Origin of the sequence: Nocardioides alkalitolerans (assembly GCA_038184435.1) — a bacterium.
Taxonomy (GTDB): domain Bacteria; phylum Actinomycetota; class Actinomycetes; order Propionibacteriales; family Nocardioidaceae; genus Nocardioides; species Nocardioides alkalitolerans_A.
Map to the genome: position 1 here is coordinate 3,933,659 of CP116227.1, position 16,930 is coordinate 3,950,588.

17 protein-coding genes are annotated in these 16,930 nt (G+C 75.1%); 11 read left to right on the top strand and 6 right to left on the bottom strand.

Annotated features, from left to right (window positions below; translation table 11 throughout):
• Position 1 precedes the first annotated feature (1 nt).
• On the top strand, positions 2–1,123 hold the full coding sequence (locus PIR53_18680; GenBank protein WZH52030.1) for a PLP-dependent cysteine synthase family protein: 1,122 nt from the start codon (positions 2–4) through the stop codon (positions 1,121–1,123).
• 21 nt (positions 1,124–1,144) lie between these two features.
• On the opposite strand, the gene PIR53_18685 is transcribed toward PIR53_18680, so the two are convergent.
• Positions 1,145–1,282 carry a hypothetical protein gene (locus PIR53_18685; GenBank protein WZH52031.1) on the bottom strand — a complete coding sequence of 46 codons (138 nt, stop codon included), beginning with the start codon at positions 1,280–1,282 and terminating at the stop codon, positions 1,145–1,147.
• A 59-nt stretch (positions 1,283–1,341) separates the two neighbouring features.
• On the bottom strand, positions 1,342–2,256 hold the full coding sequence (locus PIR53_18690; GenBank protein WZH52032.1) for a 1,4-dihydroxy-2-naphthoate polyprenyltransferase: 915 nt from the start codon (positions 2,254–2,256) through the stop codon (positions 1,342–1,344).
• Between the two features lie 43 nt (positions 2,257–2,299).
• On the opposite strand from PIR53_18690, the gene PIR53_18695 reads away from it, so the two are divergent.
• The 3 genes from PIR53_18695 to menD are packed head-to-tail and all read left to right on the top strand — an operon-like array spanning position 2,300 to position 5,996.
• Complete coding sequence (locus PIR53_18695; GenBank protein ID WZH52033.1) at positions 2,300–3,355, top strand: AMP-binding protein; 1,056 nt, start codon at positions 2,300–2,302, stop codon at positions 3,353–3,355.
• Entirely contained in the window at positions 3,352–4,320 is a 969-nt protein-coding gene (locus PIR53_18700) for an o-succinylbenzoate synthase (protein WZH52034.1), read from the top strand. Before PIR53_18695 ends, PIR53_18700 begins: the two co-directional genes overlap by 4 nt.
• Positions 4,317–5,996, top strand: coding sequence for a 2-succinyl-5-enolpyruvyl-6-hydroxy-3-cyclohexene-1-carboxylic-acid synthase (gene menD / locus PIR53_18705; GenBank protein ID WZH52035.1), 1,680 nt, complete (start codon positions 4,317–4,319; stop codon positions 5,994–5,996). The genes PIR53_18700 and menD overlap by 4 nt, the downstream gene beginning before the upstream one ends.
• Positions 5,997–6,008: 12 nt before the next feature.
• On the opposite strand, the gene PIR53_18710 is transcribed toward menD, so the two are convergent.
• Positions 6,009–6,536 (bottom strand): ASCH domain-containing protein, encoded by a 528-nt coding sequence (locus tag PIR53_18710; GenBank protein ID WZH52036.1) that lies wholly within the window; start codon positions 6,534–6,536, stop codon positions 6,009–6,011.
• 104 nt (positions 6,537–6,640) lie between these two features.
• Positions 6,641–8,110 (bottom strand): DUF222 domain-containing protein, encoded by a 1,470-nt coding sequence (locus PIR53_18715; GenBank protein ID WZH52037.1) that lies wholly within the window; start codon positions 8,108–8,110, stop codon positions 6,641–6,643.
• Between the two features lie 257 nt (positions 8,111–8,367).
• Between PIR53_18715 and PIR53_18720 the strand changes: the two genes are divergently transcribed.
• The 5 genes from PIR53_18720 to PIR53_18740 all read left to right on the top strand — a co-directional run bounded on the left by PIR53_18720 (position 8,368) and on the right by PIR53_18740 (position 13,078).
• Positions 8,368–9,417, top strand: a complete 1,050-nt coding sequence (locus PIR53_18720; protein ID WZH52038.1) for an NAD(P)-dependent alcohol dehydrogenase — start codon at positions 8,368–8,370, stop codon at positions 9,415–9,417.
• Between the two features lie 93 nt (positions 9,418–9,510).
• Positions 9,511–10,062 carry a hypothetical protein gene (locus tag PIR53_18725; protein ID WZH52039.1) on the top strand — a complete coding sequence of 184 codons (552 nt, stop codon included), beginning with the start codon at positions 9,511–9,513 and terminating at the stop codon, positions 10,060–10,062.
• Positions 10,059–10,358, top strand: coding sequence for a hypothetical protein (locus tag PIR53_18730; GenBank protein WZH52040.1), 300 nt, complete (start codon positions 10,059–10,061; stop codon positions 10,356–10,358). The genes PIR53_18725 and PIR53_18730 overlap by 4 nt, the downstream gene beginning before the upstream one ends.
• Positions 10,355–12,130, top strand: a complete 1,776-nt coding sequence (locus PIR53_18735) for an alpha/beta hydrolase (GenBank protein WZH52041.1) — start codon at positions 10,355–10,357, stop codon at positions 12,128–12,130. Before PIR53_18730 ends, PIR53_18735 begins: the two co-directional genes overlap by 4 nt.
• A 24-nt stretch (positions 12,131–12,154) precedes the next feature.
• Complete coding sequence (locus tag PIR53_18740; GenBank protein ID WZH52042.1) at positions 12,155–13,078, top strand: 2-hydroxyacid dehydrogenase; 924 nt, start codon at positions 12,155–12,157, stop codon at positions 13,076–13,078.
• Positions 13,079–13,146: 68 nt separating this feature from the next.
• Here PIR53_18740 and PIR53_18745 read toward each other — a convergent pair whose 3' ends face one another.
• Positions 13,147–14,433, bottom strand: coding sequence for an APC family permease (locus tag PIR53_18745; protein WZH52043.1), 1,287 nt, complete (start codon positions 14,431–14,433; stop codon positions 13,147–13,149).
• Between the two features lie 56 nt (positions 14,434–14,489).
• On the opposite strand from PIR53_18745, the gene PIR53_18750 reads away from it, so the two are divergent.
• Together PIR53_18750 and PIR53_18755 are read left to right on the top strand one after the other, a co-directional pair.
• A complete protein-coding gene (locus tag PIR53_18750) occupies positions 14,490–15,125 on the top strand; it encodes an MBL fold metallo-hydrolase (protein ID WZH52044.1) in 636 nt (211 codons plus the stop codon).
• 10 nt (positions 15,126–15,135) lie between these two features.
• Positions 15,136–15,975: a nucleotidyltransferase domain-containing protein gene (locus PIR53_18755; protein ID WZH52045.1), complete on the top strand. Its 840-nt coding sequence runs from the start codon at positions 15,136–15,138 to the stop codon at positions 15,973–15,975.
• Here PIR53_18755 and PIR53_18760 read toward each other — a convergent pair.
• Positions 15,972–16,844 carry a VWA domain-containing protein gene (locus PIR53_18760; protein ID WZH52046.1) on the bottom strand — a complete coding sequence of 291 codons (873 nt, stop codon included), beginning with the start codon at positions 16,842–16,844 and terminating at the stop codon, positions 15,972–15,974. The genes PIR53_18755 and PIR53_18760 overlap by 4 nt on opposite strands.
• Positions 16,845–16,930: the final 86 nt, after the last annotated feature.

The window sequence follows — 16,930 nt, forward strand, 5'->3', positions numbered from 1 at the left end:
CGTGCCCGGGCTGGTCAGCCATCACGACCCGCACCACCGGCGCTGGCTGGCCGAGGCGGTCCGCCGGGTCGAGGCCGACGCGAACCGGTCCGCCGACACCCACCTCCACCAGTTCCCGCTGCCCGTCGCCTGGGACGTCGACCTCTACCTGAAGGACGAGTCGGTCCACCCCACGGGCTCGCTCAAGCACCGGCTGGCCCGCTCGCTGTTCCTCTACGCGCTGGTCAACGGATGGGTGCGCGAGGGAACGACCGTCATCGAGGCGTCGTCGGGCTCGACGGCCGTCTCGGAGGCCTACTTCGCGCGCCTCCTCGGCCTGCCCTTCGTCGCGGTGATGCCGCGGTCGACGTCGCCGGAGAAGGTCGCGCTCATCGAGTTCCACGGCGGTCGCTGCCACTTCGTGGACGAGCCGGGGGCCGTGTACGACGAGGCGCGGCGCCTCGCCACCGACCTCGACGCCTCGACGGCCGCGGGCGGGCACTACATGGACCAGTTCACCTACGCCGAGCGGGCGACCGACTGGCGCGGCAACAACAACATCGCCGACTCGATCTTCTCCCAGCTCGAGCTCGAGCGGCACCCGGTGCCCGCGTGGGTGGTCGTCGGTGCCGGCACGGGCGGCACCTCGGCCACCATCGGCCGCTACGTGCGCTACCGGCGCCACGACACCCAGGTGCTCGTCACCGATCCCGAGGGGTCCGCCTTCGCGGGCGGGTACGCCGCGGGCGACGCCTCCCACACCGTCACGGCGCGCTCCCGGATCGAGGGCATCGGGCGGCCGCGGGTCGAGCCGTCGTTCGTGCCGGGCGTGGTCGACGCGATGCTGACGGTGCCCGACGCGGCCTCGGTGGCGGCCGCGCGCTGGTGCACGCGCGTCACGGGTCGCGCCGCGGGCGGGTCGACGGGCACGGCGTTGTGGGGAGCGGTCACCGTGCTCGCCCAGATGCGCGCCGAGGGCCGGGCGGGCTCGGTCGTCACGCTGCTGTGCGACGGCGGGGAGCGCTACGCCGCGACCTACTACGACGACGACTGGCTGGCCGCGCAGGGGCTCGACATCGCGCCGTACACCGCCGCGCTGGAGGAGTTCGTCGCGACGGGGACCTGGCGGCCTCCGGCCGACTGAGCACCGCCGCCGCTGTCGGCGTTACACGGGCGGACGGCGCAGCCCCCCGCTGGCAGCCCGGAGCCCGCTCGGCCCGAGCACCTTGGCCAGCAGCTGCACCCGGAAGACGTAGGCCAGCACGCCGCCGACCACGAGCAGGCAGAAGATCGCGAACCACATGGGCCCAGCGTGCCTCAGGGCCGGGTGGGAGACCAGGCCCGGCGGAGACCAGGCCCGGCTCAGGAGCCGACGAGGAAGCCCACGAACAGGCCGACACCGGCCAGCAGCTCGGCGACGCCGGTGCGGGCCAGCACCGGGATGAGCGCGGGCCCGCGGGCGCCGCGCATGACGATGCCCGCCGCCCCGGCCGCCGGGGGCACGAACACGAGCGCCAGCAGCACCCACGGCGTCGTCAGCAGCGCGATGGCGACGAAGTCGGCGCCGGCGCCGGCGACGAGCAGCACGTAGAACCAGCGCGTGCGCTGCTCGCCGAGCCGCACGGCCAGCGTCCGCTTGCCCGCCACGGTGTCGGTGGGCACGTCGCGCAGGTTGTTGGCGACGAGGATGGCGCAGGCGAGCGCGCCGATGCCCGCACCGGCGTAGAGGCTCGGCAGCAGGGTCTCGCCCTCGAACGCGCCGACCTGCACGAACGTCGTGCCGACGGTCGCGACGAGGCCGAAGAAGACGAACACCATGACCTCGCCGAGGCCGAGGTAGCCGTAGGGGTGCGAGCCGCCCGTGTAGAACCAGGCCGCGACCACGCAGACCGCACCGGCGGCGACCAGCCACCAGGCGGTGGTCGCGGCGAGCACGAGGCCCGCGACACCGGCCACGCCGAACGCGGCGAAGGCGGCAGCCTTCACGGCGCCGGGCGACGCGAGACCGGAGCCGACCAGGCGCAGCGGCCCGACACGGTCGTCGTCGGTGCCGCGGATGCCGTCGGAGTAGTCGTTCGCGTAGTTCACGCCCACCTGCAGCGCGAGCGCCACGACGGCGGCGAGCAGTGCCTTGCCGACGTGGAGCGCGTCGCCGTACGCCGCGACACCGGTGCCGGCGAGCACCGGGGCGATGGCCGCGGGCAGGGTGCGGGGACGGGCTCCGGCGACCCAGTGGGCCGCGGTGGCGCGGGTCGGCGGGGGGACGGCGGTGGACATGGTCGCTGATCCTCCCACCGGGTCCGGTCGGTAACCTGCACCGGTGCCCTCCTCCGCCCTCCGTCCGGTGCGCGGCAGCGCCGCGGAGGTCGTCGAGGCCGTCGCCGCCTGGCTGGCGGCCGACGCCGAGCCCGCCCCCCTGGTCGTGGAGACCTCCGGCTCGACGGGCCGCCCCAAGCGCGTGCGGCTCTCGCGTCGGGCGGTGCTCGCCTCGGGCGCCGCGACGGCGGAGGTGCTCGGCGCGAGCGGCCAGTGGCTGCTGGCGCTGCCCGCGACGTACGTCGCCGGGGTGCAGGTCGTCGCGCGCTCCCTGACCGCCGGCCACCGCCCCGTGCTGCTGGACGACCACGCCGACCTCGCGGCGGCCGCTGCGGCGATGACGCCGGGCGTGCCCCACCTCGTCTCCCTCGTCCCCACCCAGCTGCTGCGCCTGCTCGACGACCCGACGGCGACCGCCGCGCTGCGCGACTTCCACACGGTGCTCCTCGGGGGTGGGCCGATCGACCCGGCCCTCCGCGAGCGGGCCGAAGGCGCCGGGGTGCGCGTCGTCGCGACGTACGGCTCGGCCGAGACGGCCGGGGGGTGCGTGTACGACGGGTGGCCGCTCCCCGGCGTACGCCTGCGGACCGACGCCGCCACCGGCCGGCTGGAGGTTGCAGGGCCGACGCTGTTCGACGGCTACGACGGCGATCCGGAGCTGACGGCCGACGTGCTGCGCGACGGCTGGTTCCGCACGTCGGACGCGGCGCGCATCGACGACGACGGCCGGCTGAGCCTGCTCGGGCGCCTGGACGACATGGTGGTCTCCGGGGGCGTCAACGTGCCCACCCCGGCGGTCGCCCGGCGCCTGCGCGCCCACCCCGACGTCGTCGAGGCGGAGGTGCTCGGCGTGCCCGACGAGGAGTGGGGGCAGGCGGTGGTCGCGTTCGTCGTGCCGCGGCCCGGCGCGTCGCCGGACCCCGCGGCACTGCGGGCGTGGGTCGTCGCCGCGCACCCGCGCACCTGGGCGCCGCGCCGCGTGGTCCTGCTCGACGCGATCCCGCTGCTGCCCAACGGCAAGACCGACCGGGTGCGCCTGCGCGACGGAGCCGCGCGATGAGGCTGCACGTCGTGGCGCTGCCGCTGCACACGCGCTTCCGCGGACTGACCGTGCGCGAGGTCGCGCTGGTCGAGACGGAATCCGGGTGGGGGGAGTGGTCGCCGTTCACGGAGTACGACGCCGCGGTGTCCGCCCCCTGGCTCGCCTGCGCGTTCGAGGCGGCCGCCGGTGACTGGCCGACGCCCGTGCGCGACGCCGTGCCCGTCAACGTGACCGTGCCCGCCTGCGACCCCGAGACCGCGCACCGCATCGTCACCGCCGGCGGCTGCCGCACCGCGAAGGTGAAGGTGGCGGAGCGCGGACAGGTGCTCGCCGACGACCTCGCGCGGGTCGAGGCCGTGCGCGCCGCGCTCGACGCGGAGGGCCCGGGCGGTCTCGTGCGCATCGACGTCAACGCGGGCTGGTCGGTCGACGAGGCCGTGCGCGCGATCCCGCTGCTGGACCGGGCGGCCGGGGGGCTGGAGTACGTCGAGCAGCCGTGCGCCGAGGTCGAGGAGCTCGCCGCCGTTCGACGCCGGGTCGACGTGCCGATCGCCGCCGACGAGTCGATCCGGCGGGCCGCCGACCCCTACCGGGTGCGGGACCTCGAGGCCGCCGACATCGCCGTGCTCAAGGTGCAGCCGCTCGGCGGGGTCGCCGCCTGCCTGCGGATCGCCGAGGACATCGGCCTGCCCGTCGTCGTGTCGTCCGCGCTGGAGTCGTCGGTCGGGATCGCCGCCGGTGTCGCGCTCGCCGCCGCGCTGCCGGAGCTGCCGCACGCCTGCGGGCTCGCCACGGTGCAGCTGTTCGAGGCCGACGTGGTGACCGACCCGCTGGTGCCGGTCGACGGCCTGCTGCCGGTGCGGCCCGTCGTGCCCGATCCGGCGCTGCTCGCCCGGCACGCCGCGCCCGCGGACCGGGTGGCGTGGTGGGACGCACGTCGTCGGGCGACCGGCGCTCTTCTCGAGCCGGAGGCGCGCGCATGACCGAGCCCACCGAGCCCACCGAGCCCACCGCCGTACGCCTCGCCCGCGGCGTCGTCGCCGCCCTCCTGCGTGCCGGCATCACCGAGGTCGTGCTGGCCCCCGGGTCGCGCAACGCGCCGTTGGCCTTCGCGGTGTGGGACGCCGCCCGTGCCGGGCGGCTCCGCCTGCACACCCGCGTCGACGAGCGCACCGCTGGCTTCCTGGCGCTGGGCCTCACGCGCGTGGGCGCCCGGGCCGCGGTCATCTGCACCTCGGGCACCGCCGTCGCCAACCTGCACCCCGCTGTGCTGGAGGCGTCGCACAGCGCCGTACCCCTCGTCGTCGTCAGCGCCGACCGCCCTGCCTCGCTGCGCGGGACGGGGGCCTCGCAGACCACCGACCAGGTGCGGATGTTCGGCGACGCGGCGGCCTTCGTCGACCTCGCCGAGGAGGCGGAGCTCGCCGCGCTCGACGCCCTGCTCGCTCCCGGGGCGGGCAGTCCGGGACCGCTCCAGCTGAACGTGCAGCTCTCCGGCACGCTCGTCCCGGTCGAGCCGTGGCCGGCCGCCGACATCCCCGTCGCCACCGTGCCCGACGGTCCGCGGATCGCGGGCTCCCGGGCGGCGGACGTCTACCGCGCGCGTCTTGCCGAGGGGTCCGCGCACGCGCTTCCCGCCGGGCCGCGCACCGTCGTGGTCGCGGGCGACGACGCCGGCCCGCCGGCGCGGATCCTCGCCGAGGCCGCCGGCTGGCCGCTGCTGGCCGAGCCGAGCTCGGGGGCGCGGACGGGCCCGAACGCCCTGCGCTGCTACCGCCTCCTGCTCGACACCGACCTCGGCGCCCAGGTGGAGCGGGTCGTCGTGGTGGGCCACCCGACGCTGTCCCGTCCGATCACGCGGCTGGTCGAGCGTCCGGACGTCGAGGTCGTCTCGGTGCGGCACGCGGGCCGGTGGGCCCGTCGGCCCTTCCCCGTCGCGGCGGAGCACGACGCGGTGGCGGCACCGGATGCCTCGTCTTCCGCCGATGCGGCCTGGCTGGCCGCCTGGCAGGAGGCCGACCGGGCCGCGGCCCGACGCGTCGACGCCCTCGTGGCGGCGGAGGGCGAACCCACGCCGTACGAGGTCGCCGGCGCCGTCGCCCGCGCCCTCCCCGCCGGCGGCCTGCTCGTCGTCGGTGCGTCCAGCCCGATCCGGGACCTCGACCTCATGGGCCCTGTGCCCCCGGCCGGCCAGCGGCGGCTCGTGCTCGCCAACCGCGGGCTCGCGGGCATCGACGGCACCGTCTCCACCGCCATCGGCGCCGCGCTCGGGCGTCCGCACTCGACGCGGGCGATCGCGCTCGTCGGCGACGTGACGTTCCTCCACGACCACGGCGGCCTCGTGCTCGGACCCCGCGAGGAGCAGCCCGACCTGACGATCGTCGTGGTCAACGACGACGGTGGGTCCATCTTCACGATGCTCGAGCAGGGCGACCCGACCTACGCCGACGCATTCGACACCCTCTTCGGCACGCCCCACGGCGTCGACCTCGCGAGCCTCTGTGCCGCCACGCAGACCCCCCACTGGCGCGTCGAGTCCGTCGCCGAGCTCGAGCACGCGCTCGCCTCCCCGGCAGGTGGGGTGGAGGTCGTCGAGGTACGGGTACGGCGCGACAACCGCCGCGCGCTCGACACCGCGCTGCGGGGGTTGGGGGCATGAGGCTCCCCGGGGTCAGGCCGGGTGGTTCGCCGCCTCGGGCGGCCAGACGACGGTGAACCGCTCGAAGACGATGTCCTGGTCCTCGGACCAGGTGCCGCCGCGGGCGGCACTGACCCGCGTCCAGTAGCGACGGTGCTCGCGCTGCCAGCTCGCCAGGCTGAGGTCGTCCTCGCCCTCGTCGGCGGCGAACGCGGCGTCCGCGCTCGCGAAGGGGCCGACGCGCAGCTCGATGGTGCGCAGCACCGCACGGGGCACCCCGGCGCCGTCGCAGGCGATCCAGTGCGAGCCGATGCGGGGGAGCCCGTCGCCGCGGGCGACGAAGTCGGCGACGAGCTCGGACGTCGCACGCTTGCGACCCGACAGCACGAGCCCGAGCAGCTCGTCGGCCAGCCGGGCGGAGTCGCCGAAGTGCTCCACCGTGTGGTCGGGACAGGCGTCGACCGCCTCCGGGTACGCCGCCGCGTACGCCGCCCACATCTCCGCCGCCGCCTCCCGGTCGGGGGCGGTGGCCGGGGTGCGGGGGGCGTCGGGAGTGCTCATGGGGTGATGCTCGCAGGCGTCGCGTCGCGTCGCGTCCGCGGTGGGCAGGGGAGGGCATGCTGCGCAGCCCGGCCACGGGTGGCGTGGTCGGGCGGCGTCTGTGATCAGGCTGGGTCGTCGGGTGGTGGCCAGGGGTGGGTGCCGTCGCGGTCGACGAGGTAGCGCAATCCCATCGGGCTGGTCCAGATGACGGCGCTCGGTGGCTCTCCGTCGTCGGGGTTGGTGGGGCGGTAGGTCCATCTGTTGCCGGTGGTCATCTCGCGGTGGGTCTTCATGCGGTGGTGGCGTCGGCACAGCGGGAACAGGTTGCGAGTGGAAGTCTGGCCGGGTGGGCCGTTCTCGTCGTATCGCTCGCAGTGGTCGAGGTCTGCGGTCCGCGAGCTGCGGGTGCAATAGGGGAAGACGCAGCGGGGCCAGCGGGCGCGGACGTGGTCGGCGATGCGGTCGGGCGGGGTGTAGCCGTCGACGGCGTCGTCGGTGTTGAGGTCGATGATCGGCTTGACGGTCACCGTCGTGTCCGAGCTCTCGCACCAGGTCTGGACCTGCTCGACCGTGACTGCTCCGCGGGGTGCGCCTGGGGTGTCGAGGCGAGCGAGGTCGATGCCGGTCATGCCGGTGCAGGTATCGATGCCGGGACCGATACCGTTGAGGGTGCCGGTGATCGCGGCCTGGTCGAGGTGCACGAAGAGCACCACCTCGCGCCGGGCCCGCTGGACCGGCTGTGGCTGGTCTCCGTTCGGCGCTTCACCGGCGTCGTACTCCAGCGTGGTCACGCCGTCGCAGCGCCGCGCGATCTCGCCGAGGGCCATGGAGCGGCGGACGTCGAGGTCTGAGTCGCAGCCCAGGTCGCCCAGCTGCCGGGCCACGTGGGCGACGGTGCGTTCGAGGTCGAGCGCATCGGCCAGGTCGAGGGATCCGTGGACGTTCACGGTGCCGCGCAGGGTCCCGGTCAACGGATCCGCATAGGCGACGTCGCCCAGCTCGATCGCGAGGTACCGCTCACCGTCAGCCGCGTGCCGTTCGGCTTCGGTGGTCTCGGGGTCGAACCGCGCCGCCGCTTCCGCGACCAGTCGGTCGACCTCGGCACCAGTGGCCTTGCCCGCGACGTACGCGACGTGCCGGTCCACGAACCCGGCCGCCTCGAAGGTGAGCGTGCGGGTGGCTTGGGCGATCCGCCGCCCCCGCCACACGTCGACCTCACCCGCCACGACGCGCGCGTGGACGCGGGGGAGCCGGTAGCGCAGCTCCACTGCGTCTCCCACCAACCGCCGCGCCGCATCGAACGAGCAACCCCGAGCGGCGGCGACCTCACCGATGCAGAACTCCGCCACCACCGGCGCCCCCGGCCCACCCAGCTCGAGGAACTGATCCCCAGCCAGAGCCTCGGCGTACTCGGCCTCGTGCCACTCACCCAGCACCGTGATCGGGTCACCCACCACGGCATCCGAGGTGTGCGCCGCCGCCCAGTCACCCACGGCGACGAACGCAGCAGCCTCCGCCACACGAGCCGCCGTCGTGCGCTCGCGGACGGCGTCGATCAACGCGGTCGCTGTGGTGTGGGTCCCCCGATCCATGCCTCTGACTCTAGTCGAACAGACGTGCGATCACCACCTCCCGGTGGTGATCTGTGGATGACCCGAACCTCGCGGCGAGTTTGGTGAAACGGTTCGACCAAACTCGACGCGCCTGCCGCGCCGTACACCCCAGCTCGACGCGCCTGCCGCGCCGTACACCCCAGCCCGACGCGCCGAACTAGCGCCGTGTGGAGCCGGGTTGTTCACTGGAGCGGTCGCGGGGAGCGCCCCCGCGACGTGCACCTCAGGAGAGAACCTTGCCGCAGACCGTCGACGCCCTGGTCACCCCTGGCGCTGGCCAGCCGTTCGAGCGCTCCACCATCCAGCGCCGCGACCCCGGCCCGCACGACGTCGTCATCGACATCCACTACGCCGGCATCTGCCACTCCGACATCCACACCGCCCGCGAGGAGTGGGGACCGGCGTCGTTCCCCCTCACCCCCGGCCACGAGATCGCCGGCGTCGTCTCGGCCGTCGGGGATTCCGTGACGACCCACGCCGTCGGTGACCGCGTCGGCGTCGGCTGCTTCGTCGACTCGTGCCGCGAGTGCGAGAACTGCAAGGCGGGGGAGGAGCAGTACTGCCTCCGCGGGGAGGTCGGCACCTACAACGCGCAGACCTACGACGGCGAGCAGACCCAGGGCGGCTACTCGCGCTCCATCGTCGTCGACGAGAACTACGTGCTCCGCATCCCCGAGGGCGTGGAGCTCGACGTGGCGGCGCCGCTGCTGTGCGCGGGCATCACGCTCTACTCGCCGCTGCACCACTGGGGCGCCGGTCCGGGCAAGCGCGTCGCCATCGTCGGCATGGGCGGTCTCGGCCACATGGGCGTGAAGATCGCGTCCGCGCTCGGCGCCGAGGTCACCGTGCTCAGCCAGACCCTCAACAAGGAGGAGGACGGCCGCCGTCTCGGCGCCGACCACTTCTACGCGACGTCGGACAAGGACACCTTCAAGAAGCTGCGGGGTCACTTCGACCTCATCGTCAACACGGTGTCGGCGAACCTGCCCCTCGACCGCTACCTGTCGATGCTCCGCCTCGACGGCGCGATGGTGAACGTCGGCCTGCCGGAGGAGCCGGACAGCTTCCGCGCGTTCTCGCTGGCCGGCATGCGTCGGACGCTCGCCGGGTCGAAGATCGGCGGCATCCGCGAGACCCAGGAGATGCTCGACTTCTGCGCCGAGCACGGCCTGGGCGCCGAGATCGAGAAGATCACCGTGGACGAGGTCAACGAGGCCTGGGAGCGCGTCCTCGCCTCCGACGTGCGCTACCGCTTCGTCATCGACATCGCCTCGTTCGACAAGTGAGCCGCGTGAGCGGCTAGCACGAGGACCGGGCGACCGGACCGCTCCGGCCGCGCGCGGGTTTGTCCTCCGCGCGGCCGGGGCACCCGGGTGCGGGTGAGCGAACCGCAGCTGCCACCGTTCTTCCGAGCGCTGCGGGAGCGCCTGCCCGACATCGACATCGTCGTGCTGCCGCCGCCGGCGCCCCCCGCCGACCCGGTGCCGCTCCCGGCGCCGGCGGACGAGGTCGCGCGCCGTACCGCGCTCTGGGCACGGGAGCTGTGGGACGGGTTCGGTGCCCCGGAGCCGGCGACGACGTCGGTGCGCTGGACCCCCGGCGGGACCCGCGCCGCCGTGACGCTGGAGGTGCTCGTCGTCGCGACGCCGGTCGACGCGTCGACCGCGCACGCGGTGCTCGCCGCCGCCGACGAGACCCTGCGCGTGCCCGGCCCCCTGGCCTGGCACGTGCTGGCGCCGCCGACGGGGATGGCCCGTGTGCTGGCGAGCGCCGAGGCCGGAGGGGTGCGGTACGCCGCCGAGCTCGTCCACGTGCCCGCCCGCGACCGGTTCTTCCTGCGGCTCCGGGTGGGTGACCACGAGGTGGGGCCCGACGCGGTCGCGACCCTCACCGCACTCCCCGACGCCCGCGAGGGGGTGGAGGGAGAGTGACCACCGAGTGGGACGACATCTGGACGCCCGCGGCGTGGTGGGGCGAGCTGGACACCACCATGCAGGGCGCGCGGACCCGACTCGGTGACCTCGCGGTCACCGCGTTCGGCGAGTCGGTGCGCCCGGCGGCGACGGCGTTCGTGGAGGCCTGGCGGGGGTACGCCGACGAGAGCGTCGAGATCTGCGCCGGCGTCGCGGAGGCGCTGACCACCATGGCGGTCGACGTCGACCGCACCGACGCGGAGGTCGCGCAGGGCTTCGAGGGCCTGGACGGCTCGATCGGGGAGGCGCGATGACGACGATCCGTGTCGACCAGCCGGCGCCGGCGGCGACGTCCGACCTCGACGAGCTGACGGGGGACGCGGGCCAGGCCGACGCGTTCGGACGCGACCTCTCCTCCATCGCCGCCCAGGGTTTCGAGGTGGTCGCGGAGCGCGCCCTGACGGCTCCCGTCGTGGCGTGGTTCGGCGAGTCGCGGGTGGCCTACGACGAGAAGGCGACCCAGATCGCCCAGCAGCACCGCACGCTCGCCGACAACCTGCAGGCCGTGGCGCGCACCTGCTTCGCCTACGCCGACACCCTGGCCGACCTGAGGTGGGAGCGCGACGGTCTGGTGAGCACCCACCAGCACCTGGTCTCGACCCGGCAGACGCTGCTCAACGACATCGCGGCGGCCGCCGACGAGACCGATCCCCTCGTCGTCAGCGCCCTCCAGGAGCGCGCGACGCAGCTGAACGGCGACATCGCGACGTTCCAGACCGACTACGCCGACTGGCAGCAGCGCGTGACGGCCAACGAGACCCTCATGCGGGACGCCTTCGCGCGGCTCGACGAGGTCGACGAGGTGACGGCGCCGGCCACGGTCGACCCGATCGCGGCCGGGGCCATGGACCTGCCGGGCGCCCCCGGCAGCGGGGCGACGCCCGAGCAGGTCCGGGACTGGTGGAACGACCTCTCGCCGGCGCAGCAGGAGGCGCTCATCGCGTCGTACCCCGACGTCATCGGCTCGGCCGACGGCATCCCGGCGGACGGGCGCGACCAGGCCAACCGGGTGTCCCTCGACGCCGACCTCGCCGACCTCGAGGCGCAGGACGCCATCGGTGCGCTCAGCGACGACGAGCGCCAGCACCTGGAGAACGCCCAGGCCACGCGCTCGGCGCTGGCCAACGCGGACTCCTACGTCGACCCGACGACCGACGAGACGCCCGGGGGTCAGCTGTGGCTCTACGACCCGACCGCCCACGGCGGCGACGGGGCCGTGGCGATCGGGGTCGGCGACCTCGACACCGCCGACCACATCGCCGCGCGCGTGCCGGGCATCACGACCGACCAGGGGGACGCGCCCACCCTCATGCAGGAGGCGATCAACACCTACCAGTCGACGGTCTACAACGGCGTCGACGGCACGGTCGCGTCGATGTTCTGGCTGGGGTACGACGCGCCCGACGCCTTCTACGACCCCGCGACGCTGAGCCAGGGACGGGCCGAGGAGGGCGGCGAGGCGTTCGCGGACGACATCGCGGGCCTCCGGGCGAGCCGCGACCCCGACCTGGCTCCGGCCCACCTGACGGCGATCGGGCACTCCTACGGCTCGACCACCACCGCCATCGCGGCCTCCGAGCACGACCTGGCCGCCGACGACCTCGTGCTGCTGGGCAGCCCGGGCGCCGGCGTGCAGAACCCGACGGCCGAGTCGCTCGGCATCGACGGCGACGTCTACGTCGGCCGCAACAGCCGCGACTTCGTCGGCGTGCTCGGCGGGGAGGGTGCGGTCCACGGCCCCACGGCCCAGCTCGGCTTCGACCCCTCCTCCGACGACTTCGGCGCGATCCGGTTCGAGGCGGAGGACCCCAGTCGCAGCTGGCACCGCGGCTTCGTGCAGCACGGGCTCTACTTCGCCAACGACAGCGAGTCGCTCTACAACATCGGTCGCGTGGTGGCCGGCGACGGCGACGCGGTCAACGGGGCGGAGCACTCCTACGACCCGTGGTGGAGCGCGCCCATCGACCCCGAGTGGGACCGTGAGCCGACGAGCGACGAGTCGGGCCGCTCCGACACGGGCGACTGACCGGCGCCTGCCTAGGGTGGGCGCATGGCTCAGGTGTGGATGGACTACGACCGCTCCGAGGTGGAGGAGGTCGTCGGGCCGTTGCCCGACGGGTTGACCTACGCGCGGTACGACGGTGAGCACGAGCCCGACGGCATCGAGGAGGTCGAGTTCTACGTGCCGCCGTACTTCGGTCCCGCCGACCCCGCCCTCGTCACCCGCATGCCCGCGCTGAAGGTCGTGCAGGCGCCGAGCGCCGGCGTCGATCACCTGCTGCCGCACGTCCCCGCCGACGTCGCCCTGTGCCGCGCCGCGGGGGTCCACGACCCCGGTACGGCGGAGCTCGCCCTCGGTCTCCTCCTGGCGGCCCAGCGCGACTTCCCGCGCTGGTTCGCGCAGCAGCAGCGCCGCGAGTGGGACCAGTTCAACGGCGGCCCCTCCGTCGCCGACCGCCGCGTGCTGATCATCGGCTACGGCTCGATCGGCCAGGCGATCCACCGCCGGCTCGACGGCTTCGAGTGCGACGTCGTGCCGGTGGCGACGACCGCCCGCACGGGCCCGTACGGCGCGGTCCACGGCGTCGACGAGCTGCCGTCCCTGCTGCCCGACGCCGACGTCGTCATCATCGTGACGCCCCTGACGCCGTCCACGGAGGGTCTCGTCGACGCGGCGTTCCTGGCCGCCCTGCCCGACGGCGCGCTGCTCGTCAACGTCGGCCGCGGCAAGGTCGTCGACACGGACGCTCTCCTGGCCGAGGTGACGTCCGGGCGGCTGCGTGCGGCGCTCGACGTCGTCGACCCCGAGCCGCTGCCCGCCGACCACCCGCTGTGGACCGCGCCCGGCACGATCATCACGCCGCACGTCGCGGGCGGCACGACGGCGATGCGCCCCCGGCTGTTCCGGATCATCGAGGAGAACCTGCGGCGGTACGTCGCCGGCGAGCCCCCGGTGCACGCGGTGGAGCGCTAAGCCCCGTCGACCGTGGTCGTTCGGGGGCCGGGCCGGAAAGGGGCACGAACGCCGCCTCGGACGGCCGATCAGCTGTCGTCCGTGACCCTTTCCGAGGTCGCCACCCGCAGCCGCACGGCGCGCACGGCCAATCCCAGCGCCACCACCGCCGCCCCGGCGACAACGGACGCCACCGGCAGCAGCGCCGCCAGCACCACGCACCCGACCGCCCCGGCCGAGCCCACGACCGCTCCGCGCCCCCCGGTACGCCGCGCGAGTGCCACCGCCGCCACGTTGGCGACGAGGTAGTAGAGCAGCACCCCGAACGAGCTGAACCCGACCGCGGTGCGCAGGTCCACGCTGAGCACGAGCACGACCACGACGGCCCCGACGAGGAGCTGTGCGCGGTGGGGCACGTCGTACGTCGCATGCAGCGCCGCCAGCGGCCGGGGCAGCTCGCCGTCCCGGGCCATGGCGAGCGTGGTCCGCCCGATGCCCCCGAGCAGCGCGAGCAGGGCGCCGAGCGCGGCGGCCCCGGCACCGACGACGACGAGCGGCACCGCCCACGAGGGGCCGCGCAGGTCGACGAGCTCCCGCAGCGGCGCCTCCGAGCCGGCGAGCCGGTCGGCGCCGAGGCCGTGCAGCAGGCCCAGCGCCAGCAGCACGTAGTGCCCCAGCACCACGACGAACGCGATCGTGATGGCCCGCGGGATGGTGCGTGCAGGATCCCGCACCTCCTCGCCGAGCGTGGCGACGCGGGCGTAGCCGGCGAAGGCGAAGAAGAGCAGTCCCGCGGCCTGCGCGACCCCGAGCGCGTCCGAGCCGCCGAGCGACAGCTGCGAGGACAGACGACCGGCGCCGTCCCCGAGCAGGCCCACCCCGGCGGCCACGAGCAGGCCGAGCAGGGCGACCGCGAGGATCACCCGCGCGGCTCGGGCGGTGCGGGTGACCCCGCGGACCGTGACGAGCGTGAGGCCGAGGACCACGACGGCGGCGACCCCGCGGCGTACCGGCTCGGGGGCGTCGGTGGGCACCGCGTAGACCGCGAACGCCGTCGCCATGGCCGCACAGCTCGCGGTCTTGCCGACGACGAAGCACCAGCCGGCGGCGTACCCCCACCACGCCCCCAGCTCGCGCCGCCCGTAGACGTAGGTCCCGCCCGCGGCGGGGTGCACGGCCGCGAGCCGCGCCGACGAGGAGGCGTTGCACCAGGCCACGACGGCGACGACGGCGAGCGCGAGGAGCAGCCCGCCGCCCGAGCCGGCGGCGGCCGCCGCGGGGGCGAGCACGGTGAAGGCGCCGGCGCCGACCATCGCCGAGACCCCGACGACGGTGGCGTCGCCGAGCCCGAGCCGACGCTGCATGAGGGTGGTCACCGGAGCACTGTGGAGAGGCCAGGTGAACGGACGGTGCCGCGGACTACCGTGGGGCCATGCGCCTCACGAAGTTCGGCCACGCCTGCGTGCGGATCGCCCACGACGACCACGTGCTCGTCCTCGACCCCGGCTCGTTCACGCAGCGCGAGGCCGTCGAGGGCGCGACGGCGGTGCTCGTCACCCACGAGCACGCCGACCACCTCGACGTCGACCACCTCCGCGCCACCGATGCGCCCGTGTTCACCATCGCGGCGGTCGCCCGCGCCATCGCCGACGCCGCGCCCGACATCAGCGAGCGCGTGACGGTCGTGCGCCCCGGCGAGACCTTCGACGTGGGCGTTCCGGTGCGCGCCGTCGGCGAGAAGCACGCGGTGATCCACCCCGACTACGACCGCTTCGACAACTCGGGCTACCTGCTCGACCTCGGCGACCAGCGCGTCTTCCACCCCGGCGACGCCCTCACGGGTCCCGACGAGCCGGTCGACCTGCTGCTCGCCCCGGTCTGCGCGCCGTGGCTTAAGATCGGCGAGGCGATCGACTTCGCCCGCGCGGTCGGCGCGCCGCGCAGCCTCGCGATCCACGACCGGGTCTACTCCGACCTCGGCCTCGGCATGGCCGACCAGCACTTCCGGCGCCTCCTCGGCGACGACCAGGAGTGGGTGCGGCTCGCCGACGGCGCCGACCTCGACTGAGGTGGCCACGGTGACCACCTGGCACCGCGCGGTCCCCCTCGACGGCCCGACCGGCATGGATCCGACCGTCGTCGCCGCGATCGACGCCCGCCTCGCCGGCGTCGCGGCCGACCACGGCGTGGCGGTGCCGTGGGCGATCGAGAGCGGCAGCCGGGCCTGGGGCTTCCCGTCGCCCGACAGCGACTACGACTGCCGCTTCCTCTTCGTGCGTCCCCGCGAGGAGTACCTGTCGCCCTGGCGCCCGCGCGACGTCATCGAGACACCGCTCGACCCGGTGCTCGACGTCAACGGGTGGGACCTCGTCAAGGCCGTCCAGCTGGCCGTCCGCGGCAACGCCGTCGTGGGGGAGTGGCTCCGCAGCCCGATCGTGTACGGCGGCGACCCCGCCTTCGCCGCCGAGCTGACGGACCTGCTCCGGGCGACCGGGGACCGGGCCGCGACGGCGCGGCACTACCTCCACATCAGTCGCAACGAGTGGGACCCGACGCGCACCGCCGAGGGCCAGCCGGTGCGGCTGAAGAAGGTGCTCTACGCGACGCGCTCCGTGCTCGCGCTGCGCTGGCTGGAGCTGCACGACGGGGTGCCGCCGATGCGGCTCGACGAGCTGCTGGCCGAGACCGACCCGCCCGCGGCCGTCCGCGACGTCCTCGCCGACGTCGTCGCCCGCAAGGCGGTCACCCGGGAGGTCGGCACGGCGCCGGTGCCGGCCCCGCTCGCGGCGTACGTCGCCGAGATCGTGTCCCGCGCCCCCGACCCGGTGCTGCCGACCGTCCCGCGCGACGACGTACGGCGCGACGCCGCCGCCCGCTTCGTGGCGATGGTCGAGCGGTGGCAACCCGCGGGGGCCTAGTCGAGCAGCGCCTCCAGCGTCCGCGGCAGGTCCCGCAGGGTGGCGAGCGTGGCGACCCGGCCGCCGGCGGCGCGGGCGAACGCCCGGGCCTGCTCGTCGTCCTCGGCGGGCGCGACGATGCGGAGATCCTCGATGCCGCGGGCCGCAGCCGTGGGGTCGACGTCGTCGGTGACGCGGCAGTCGGAGAGCAGCAGCGTGACCCGGCGGGGTGCCGTCGAGCGGAGGTGCTGGGCCGCCGCCGCCCGCAGCGCCGCGTCGAGCGACGTGACGCCGTGACCGCGCAGGCCGATCACCCGGTCCACGACGCGGTCGGGCACCGGTGCGGCGCCCATCGGCTGCAGCACCTCGGCACGGCTGTCGAACGCGACGACGGCGATCTCGCTCCCCGCGTGGGTGGCGTGCAGGGCGCATGCCGCCGCGGCGAGCGCCGCGGTCGCCAGCTGACGCCCCTCCATCGAGCCCGACCGGTCCAGCAGGAGGCAGACGGCCGCACGAGGGCGCTCCCACGCCAGGCCGCGCAGGTCGGCGAGGTCGGGCACCCGCCGTACGGCGCGGGCGTCGAGCACGGCGTCCAGCGACGCGTCGACGTCGAGGTCCCCGGCCCGGTCGGCGGGTACGGCGCGCAGGCGGGCGACGCCGGCACCGCCGCGCATCCCGGTGCGGGCGCGCTGGAGCACCAGCCGCGGCGCCAGCGACCGCACCCGGCGGCGCAGGGAGACGTCGGTCGCGCGGGCCATCAGCATCAGCAGGGGCAGCGTGTCGTCGGGGTCCTCCGCAGCAGCCTGCTCCAGGGCCTCCAGGTCGATCTCGCCGACCTCCGGGGAGAGCTCGGTGAAGCGGGGGTGCTGCTCGAGCTGGCTCCGCGGCACGGTCGGCTGCCGCCCCGACCGGCGGGGTGGGCCCTCAGGCGGAGCTGCGCCGGCGGACGCGGCCGGGCTGGGGGTGCCCGCCCCGG